At 47.3% G+C, this 7,385-nt stretch carries 8 protein-coding genes; all 8 read left to right on the top strand.

The genetic code is table 11. The features are described 5' to 3' along the window. Nucleotides 1–75 precede the first annotated feature (75 nt). Nucleotides 76–342 carry a 4Fe-4S binding protein gene (locus tag VN429_RS02765; protein WP_325629545.1) on the top strand — a complete coding sequence of 89 codons (267 nt, stop codon included), beginning with the start codon at nucleotides 76–78 and terminating at the stop codon, nucleotides 340–342. Between the two features lie 55 nt (nucleotides 343–397). Beyond that, the gene (locus VN429_RS02760) at nucleotides 398–1,564 is read left to right on the top strand and encodes a 4Fe-4S binding protein (protein ID WP_325629543.1); all 1,167 of its coding nucleotides are present in this window, start codon (nucleotides 398–400) and stop codon (nucleotides 1,562–1,564) included. Nucleotides 1,565–1,576: 12 nt separating this feature from the next. After that, a complete protein-coding gene (gene hdrC / locus VN429_RS02755) occupies nucleotides 1,577–2,152 on the top strand; it encodes a CoB--CoM heterodisulfide reductase subunit C (RefSeq protein ID WP_325629541.1) in 576 nt (191 codons plus the stop codon). Between the two features lie 3 nt (nucleotides 2,153–2,155). Beyond that, on the top strand, nucleotides 2,156–3,064 hold the full coding sequence (gene hdrB, locus VN429_RS02750) for a CoB--CoM heterodisulfide reductase subunit B (RefSeq protein WP_325629539.1): 909 nt from the start codon (nucleotides 2,156–2,158) through the stop codon (nucleotides 3,062–3,064). Nucleotides 3,065–3,076: 12 nt separating this feature from the next. After that, nucleotides 3,077–5,092, top strand: coding sequence for a CoB--CoM heterodisulfide reductase iron-sulfur subunit A family protein (locus VN429_RS02745; RefSeq protein ID WP_325629537.1), 2,016 nt, complete (start codon nucleotides 3,077–3,079; stop codon nucleotides 5,090–5,092). Between the two features lie 2 nt (nucleotides 5,093–5,094). Next, nucleotides 5,095–5,517 (top strand): hydrogenase iron-sulfur subunit, encoded by a 423-nt coding sequence (locus tag VN429_RS02740; protein ID WP_325629535.1) that lies wholly within the window; start codon nucleotides 5,095–5,097, stop codon nucleotides 5,515–5,517. Nucleotides 5,518–5,922: 405 nt separating this feature from the next. After that, the gene (locus VN429_RS02735) at nucleotides 5,923–6,201 is read left to right on the top strand and encodes a PqqD family peptide modification chaperone (protein ID WP_325629533.1); all 279 of its coding nucleotides are present in this window, start codon (nucleotides 5,923–5,925) and stop codon (nucleotides 6,199–6,201) included. A 31-nt stretch (nucleotides 6,202–6,232) separates the two neighbouring features. Further along, nucleotides 6,233–7,330, top strand: a complete 1,098-nt coding sequence (gene scmE, locus VN429_RS02730) for a SynChlorMet cassette radical SAM/SPASM protein ScmE (RefSeq protein ID WP_325629531.1) — start codon at nucleotides 6,233–6,235, stop codon at nucleotides 7,328–7,330. The last annotated feature ends 55 nt before the right edge of the window (nucleotides 7,331–7,385 follow it).

Raw genomic sequence — 7,385 nt, 5'->3', positions numbered from 1 at the left:
ATTCAATACCTTTATCTATATTTTCCTACAACCTTTGTGCAGTCGATTTTAATCGATCAGGCTGGTGCGTAAGATATGGCATTTGCAGTACATGTGAACATGGAGCGATGTTCCGGCTGTAACAATTGTGTGGTGGCATGTCCGGTCAATGCACTGGAACTCAGCACAATCTCTCCATCTGATGCCTCTGCGACCGATAAGATATATAAGGTCGTAAATGGCGATGCAATTATTCTTGATATTAATCATGAACTTTGCGCCGGATGTGGGATTTGCGTTGATGCATGCCCGTACGATGTGATTCAGCTTTCAGGACAGACGCCGGAGAAGGCATTCGCCTGAGGCAGTCCGGGAATATTATTAGAACCGAAATTGTGAACACTTACGAGGTATCTTAATGTCAACACTGTTTCCGAAGTACTCGAAATCCTATGATGGATCCCGGGTTATCATGGAGCAGCGGCTTCTTCAGCAGGTCAACAACCTCATCCTCGACAATGATATCTGCACTGGCTGCGGAATCTGTCGTGATGTATGTCCAGAAGAAGCAATAGCTGTTGGAGCTGTGGGAGGAGTCCAGCGTGGTCTGGTCTGTGATGCAGCAAGCGTCCACATTGATGAGACAAAATGCTCATACTGTGGTGTTTGTGTCATCATGTGCCCCTTCACATCTCTCACCCTGAAGATCAATGGAGAAGAGCGGCTCCCAATTCTCGAAAAAGAGGGATTCCCAACCTATGATAAGGGCACATCCATCGATGAAGAGAAGTGTGTCCGCTGCAACATCTGCCAGGATGTCTGCCCACGTGATGCAATCGACCGCGATGTCCCACTCTTTGAAGGTCAGGACTGTGAGGGTCTGGCCAAGGGTCAGGGAGTCAATTTAAAGATTGACTTCGAGGTCGACACTGAGAAATGCACCAAGTGTGGTATCTGCGGTAACCTTTGTCAGGCATTAACTGTTGAGCACAAACCATACACCCCAGAAGTTGGAAAGGTTGAAGGCCAGGTTCTCTGGGACAGCGATTACTGTGACGGATGTAATGTCTGTGCAGAGGCATGTCCAAACGATGCTATCAAAGTAACCCGTGAGATGGCAGGTAAGGTAAACCTTGGAAAGGTCAGCATCATCGATGATGATTGTTGCACCTGTCGCTGGTGTGCCATTAACTGCCCAACCGAAGCCATCACTGTCAACAAGATCTTTGAGGGAGAGATCACCTTCCATCCAGAAAAATGTCCGGGTGGCTGCTCAACCTGTGCCGATGTCTGCCCCGCAAATGCAATATATATGCCTACCCCACTTCCTGCAAAGGAGATGCATGGTAAGATCGAGGCAAACATCGCAGTCAACAAGGACTTCTGTATCCTCTGTGGCGCCTGTGTAAACGCCTGTCCTGGTGAGGATATCATCTACCTCAGACGCGATTCAATCAGAATCAAGGGCAAGGAGACTGACCTGTTCAAGAAGGTCAAAGCCAAACTATGCACTGCCAGAACCTCTATGGTCCGGGAAAAGGCATCAGGTATGGGCTCGGTCGAACTTAAGGTGGTCGGCCAGTAAAAGAGGATTGAAATGGCTGCAAAAAGTTACGACAACCCTGAACTGAACAAGAAGCTTGCTGACACAAGATATCACAACAGTCAGTCAAATCCTGAGTTCACAAAGGACGTTTTAAAGACAAGCCGCACGATCGCAAATATGTGCTACCAGTGCGGTACTTGCACCGGTTCCTGCCCATCTGCACCCCGCAGCACATACAGGATCCGCCTGTTCATGCGCCGGAATGTGCTCGGACTAGAGAATGAAGCTTTAACAGACCCAGATCTCTGGTTATGTACCACCTGTTATTCATGCACTGACCGGTGCCCACGTGACATCGCTCCAACAGATGTCATCATGGCAATGCGGAACCTTGCATTCAAGAAAGACATTGTTCCACGCAACTTCCTCCAGACCGTCCAGTTAATCTACAACTCCGGTCACGGTGTTCCAAACAACGATGTCAACCGGGCAGCCAGAGTTAGACTTGGTCTGACAGCTGATCCACCAACAACTCACATGTACCCCGAATATATCAAGGGTATCCAGAAGATTCTGGACCACTACGGACTGAAAGCGAACGCTGACCGCATCCTCAAGGGGGACTAAAATATGCAAGCCATTCCTGAGTTGCGCGATTATGCATTGTTCCTCGGTTGTATTGCTCCAAACCGGTACCCCGGCTGTGAAGCAGCTGCAATAAAGGCCAGTAAAAAGGTTGGAATCAATCTTGTTCCACTACAAGGAGCCAGTTGCTGCCCGGCACCTGGTGCATTCGGTTCCATCGATATGACTGTCTGGTACGCTATGGCGGCCCGAAACCTTGTCCTCGCTGAGCAGATGAAGAAGGACATCGCACTTGTGTGCAACGGATGTTACAAGTCCATCTGGGAAGTCAACCACATTCTCAAGCATGACGAGGAACTCAGAAACAAGGTCAACGAGGTTCTGAAAGAGATCGACATGGAATACAAGGGAACCATCGATGTATTCCACCTTGCAGAACTCTACTACGACCCCAAGGTTTGTGGTGTACAGAAGATTCGTGACTCAGTAACCACCCCATTGACCGGTGCAAAGATTGCCTGCCACTACGGCTGCCACTTAATGAAACCACAGAAGGATCGTCACTTTGGTGATACTGAGAATCCAATGTGGTTTGAAGAACTTGTAGCAGCAGTAGGCGCTGAGCCAGTTCAGTACCGCAATAAGATGCAATGCTGTGGTGCTGGTGGCGGTGTCCGTGGATACGATATCGTCCATGCACTCGACATCACCAACGAGAAGCTGATCAATATCTCCGAAGTCGGTGCAGACGCAATCACCGAACTCTGTCCATTCTGTCAGCTCCAGTTTGACCGTGGTCAGATTGAGATCAAAGAGAAGTTCGGCGATGTGTACAACATTCCGGTTCTTCACTTCAATGAACTGCTCGGTCTTGCACAGGGTATGAGCCCACAAGATCTTGCCCTTGATCTGCATGCAGTCGACTGTGCTCCATTCCTGGAGAAGGTGCTGTAAGGAGGCAATGACATGGCAGAAAATACAGAAGCAAAAATCGGTGTCTTCGTATGTCACTGTGGAACCAACATTGCCGGTTCCCTTGATGTCAAAGCTGTAGCAGAATACGCTAAGACACTTCCTAATGTCGCTTACGCTGCCGAATACCAGTATATGTGCTCCACTCCTGGTCAGACAATGATTAAGGAGGCTATAGAGAAGCACAACCTTACCGGTATTGTAGTAGCAGCATGCTCTCCACGTCTTCACGAGCCCACGTTCAGGATTGCAACCAAGGAAGGTGGCTTGAACATGTTCCGCTTTGAGATGGCAAACATCCGTGAGCAGAACTCCTGGGTTCACATGCACGGAATGCATGATGAAGCAACCGCAAAGGCAAAAGACCAGGTCAGAATGGCAGTTGCCAAGGCAATATACCTCGAAGACCTCGTTCCAAAGGCAGTTCCTGTCGAAAAGGCAGCAATGGTCGTTGGTGGAGGTGTCGGTGGTATCCAGGCAGCACTCGACCTTGCAAGTGCAGGTATTACAACCTACCTGGTAGAGAAGTCTCCGAGCATTGGTGGCCGTATGTCCCAGCTCGACAAGACCTTCCCGACCCTCGACTGTTCACAGTGTATTCTTGCACCAAAAATGGTGGATGCAGGACGTCACCCGAACATCGTGCTCCTCTCCTATCATGAAGTCGAAGACGTAGAAGGGTACATCGGTAACTTCGAAGTAACCCTCCGTAAGAAGGCTCGTGGTGTCATGAACCCGGTAGAGGCAGCAGCCAAGGGTATCGTTGGAGGCGGCTGCAATGGTTGTGGTGACTGTACAGGTGTCTGTCCAGTCATCAAACCAAATGCATTCGAGTTCGGTATGGCTCCTCGCAAAGCCATCTACATCAACCACGCTCAGGTAGTGCCATTGATCTACACTGTAGACTTCGAATCATGTGTCAAGTGTGGTCTGTGTGTCGAGGCTTGCGGTACCAAACAGGCAATTGATCTTGAGATGGTCGACGAGTTCCCCAAGTACAAGGTTGGAACTGTTATCCTGGCAACCGGATACGATTACATCCCAATCGAAGAGAAGAGAGAATGGGGATACAAACGGCACGAGAATGTTATCCATTCCCTTGAGTTCGAGAGGCTCATCTGTGCATCTGGTCCAACCGGAGGTCACCTGGTTCGCCCAAGCGATGGAGTAACCCCGAAAGCAGTCGGATTTGTCCTTTGTGCAGGGTCACGTGACAACACTGGTGGCGTCAGCAAAGCATACTGTTCACGATTCTGTTGTATGTATTCGCTCAAGCACGCTCACCAGATCATGGAAAAGATCGAGGGCTGCAAAGCATACATCTTCTACATGGACATCAGGTCCTTCGGTAAGGCATACGAGGAGTTCTACTATCGTATCCAGAACGAAGGAGCTAAGTTCATCCGTGGCCGTGTTGCCAACATTCTCGAAGATCCTGACACCAAGAATCTGCACGTCTTTGCTGAAGACACTCTGCTCGGACGCCCGGTTGACATTGAATGTGACCTCGTAGTTCTTGCAGCAGCAGTCCAGCCAATCGACGGTGCAAATGTCCTCAGAAAGAAGTTCGGTGTATCAGCCTCTGCAGATGGCTGGATGCTTGAAGCACACCCGAAACTGAACCCCTGTGGAACTACTACCGCCGGTGTATTCCTCGCTGGTGTCTGTCAGGGACCAAAAGATATTCCAGACACAGTAGCACAGGCAGAAGGTGCAGCATCAGCAGCATCTATTCCAATCCACATCGGGCATGTAGAACTTGAGCCATACTTTGCCCAGTGTATGCAGGATATCTGTGCTGGCTGCGGTATGTGCATTAAACTCTGTCCGTACAGTGCACTTGATCTAATAGAGAAAGATGGGCGGACGGTCATGCAGGTTACCGAAGCAAAGTGCAAAGGCTGTGGTACCTGTGGTGGATTCTGTCCAGGTGGTGCAATCAGGATGCAGCACTTCACAACTCCACAGATCGTTGCGCAGATTGACGCATACCTCCTTGGAGGGGAGTAACTATGTCTGACGAGTGGAACCCAAAAATCCAGGCAATCATCTGTAACTGGTGTTCATATGCCGGAGCAGACCTTGCTGGTGGTGCCCGTATCCAGTACCCGCCAGATGTCCGTGGTGTCCGTGTCATGTGCACGGGCCGTGTTGATATGCTCTTCATCCTGAAGGCATTCGTCGACGGTGCAGACGGAGTTCTTGTCTCCGGATGTCACTTTGGTGACTGCCACTACCTTGAAGGAAACTACAAGGCAGCAAAGAGGATGTTCATGGTCAAGTCTCTGATGAAAAATATCGGTCTTGACGACAAGAGATTCCGTATGACCTTTGTCTCAGCATCTGAAGGTGCAAAATGGGGTAAGGTTATGGAAGATGTCAGCGCCAAGGTCCGGGAACTTGGACCAAGTCCAATCAAAGAGTTCCAGAAATAAACCCAAACATCATCCCTTTTTTTCGGTATGATGGTTTAATTTAAAATCCAGAATACCATACTTAAAGACTGTACGCACCAGTCTGGTGGTTGAAAGGTATATCGGAGAGTATGTACTTTTGTTCTACTCTCCGGAATTATACGATAAATCTGTAATATCCTTTTTCCGATGGAAAATTAGTATCTGGTATATTCAGGGAACTATTGTTTTGGTTGATAAGGGATTCAATTTTAACAAAATTCTGATCTCAATGTTCTCCTACTGAAGGTTGAACTGACTATTCAAAGAGACACTAATTTTTTGCTACAGAGAACTACGAACGTTCTTCTTCCTCAATAAATATACATATGAGTTAGGTGTTCCGGATTCCTATTCTAAAAAAGGGACTCGGAGATAGCAGGTATTATGTCAGATAATAATTCATTGCCACAGGTTCATCCTAATGTGTCGTTAAGAGAAGAGTATGATGATTGGGCACTTCTTTTCAACCCAGATACCGGAGATACAGTTGGATTAACTCCAACAGGTGTCACAATATGGAAGAGTCTGACTGAAGGAAAGGATATGTCAGGCATTATGTCAGCATTGTCTCAAGAATTTGAAGATTTACCAGATAATCCAGAGAAGGATATCCTGGTATTCTTTGATGAGATTGTAACTCTCGGGTTTGCTAAAAAGATCTAACTAACATATGATTCCTGAAAACCGCCGTTTAATGAAAACGCCCAAAAGCGTGGATATCGATATCACCTCAAGGTGCAATCTTCAGTGCAAATACTGTTTTCATAGAACAAGTCCTGCTGATACTGGCAATGAAATATCAACAGAGGATTGGCTTTCTTTTTTTGCCGAACTTGGTTCATGTGCGGTTATGGAGATAACTATCGGGGGCGGAGAACCATGTATCAGAACTGACCTAGGGGATTTGATCGATGGCATAGTAAAAAACCGGATGAGGTTTTCTATTCTATCCAATGGCTCATTAATTACCAGAAAGATGGCAGAATACATTGTATCCACAGGCAGATGCAATTCTGTGCAGATCTCAATAGATGGATCCAGACCTGAAATTCATGATCTAATGCGTGGATCGGGTTCATTTGAAAGAGCCATTAAGGGAATATACATACTCCGGGAGGCGGGAGTCAGGGTAACATCAAGAGTAACGATAACAAGGGGTAATATCGGAGACCTCGAAAACATCGCAAAGTTACTTCTGAATACGATAGGACTTGATTTTATCTCTACAAATAGTGTGTGTCACCTTGGTCTGGCTCGCACCCATGAAGATGAAGTCAGTCTCAATGCAACTGAACAGTCTGTTGCAATGGAAAAGCTGATGCATCTTGCTAAGATCTATAAAAACCGGATAATATCAACTGCAGGTCCTCTCTCCCAGGGGAGAAATTACCAGGAGATGGAATCCGCACGAAGCAGAGGCTTGGCATTGCCGGGAAGAGGGTATCTGACCGGGTGTGGGTGCATGTGGCATAAAATGGCTGTACGACCTGATGGAATAATGGTCCCCTGTGGAATGCTCTCTCATATTGAACTTGGTAAAATCAACAAAGATCAAATCCGGGATGTCTGGCAGACTCATCACGAATTCATCAGGCTCCGGGAACGGTATAAGATTTCATTAGATACTTTTGAGGAGTGCAAAGTTTGTGAATATAAAATGACCTGCACTGGCAATTGCCCTGCTAGCAGTTATACCAGAGTTCATGATGTTTATGCCCCAAGTCCTGATGGATGCTTAAAGCGATATTTACAGGAAGGCGGACATATTATCGGGATGAACGAATCATTGTAAAAAGCCAAATCTGAATATCATTATACCTAAAACCATCATCTTTCGTGCATTACAT

This window comes from Methanospirillum sp., from assembly GCF_035560735.1.
Lineage (GTDB): Archaea > Halobacteriota > Methanomicrobia > Methanomicrobiales > Methanospirillaceae > Methanospirillum.
Note: the sequence above shows the minus strand (reverse complement) of the source record. Positions and strands in the feature narration are given on the sequence as shown.

What these genes read in the sequence shown, in the direction of transcription:
- VN429_RS02765 (WP_325629545.1), top strand. Translation starts at nt 76, where the DNA reads ATGGCATTTGCAGTACATGTGAACATGGAGCGATGTTCCGGCTGTAAC.
- VN429_RS02760 (WP_325629543.1), top strand. Translation starts at nt 398, where the DNA reads ATGTCAACACTGTTTCCGAAGTACTCGAAATCCTATGATGGATCCCGG.
- hdrC (WP_325629541.1), top strand. Translation starts at nt 1,577, where the DNA reads ATGGCTGCAAAAAGTTACGACAACCCTGAACTGAACAAGAAGCTTGCT.
- hdrB (WP_325629539.1), top strand. Translation starts at nt 2,156, where the DNA reads ATGCAAGCCATTCCTGAGTTGCGCGATTATGCATTGTTCCTCGGTTGT.
- VN429_RS02745 (WP_325629537.1), top strand. Translation starts at nt 3,077, where the DNA reads ATGGCAGAAAATACAGAAGCAAAAATCGGTGTCTTCGTATGTCACTGT.
- VN429_RS02740 (WP_325629535.1), top strand. Translation starts at nt 5,095, where the DNA reads ATGTCTGACGAGTGGAACCCAAAAATCCAGGCAATCATCTGTAACTGG.
- VN429_RS02735 (WP_325629533.1), top strand. Translation starts at nt 5,923, where the DNA reads ATGTCAGATAATAATTCATTGCCACAGGTTCATCCTAATGTGTCGTTA.
- scmE (WP_325629531.1), top strand. Translation starts at nt 6,233, where the DNA reads ATGAAAACGCCCAAAAGCGTGGATATCGATATCACCTCAAGGTGCAAT.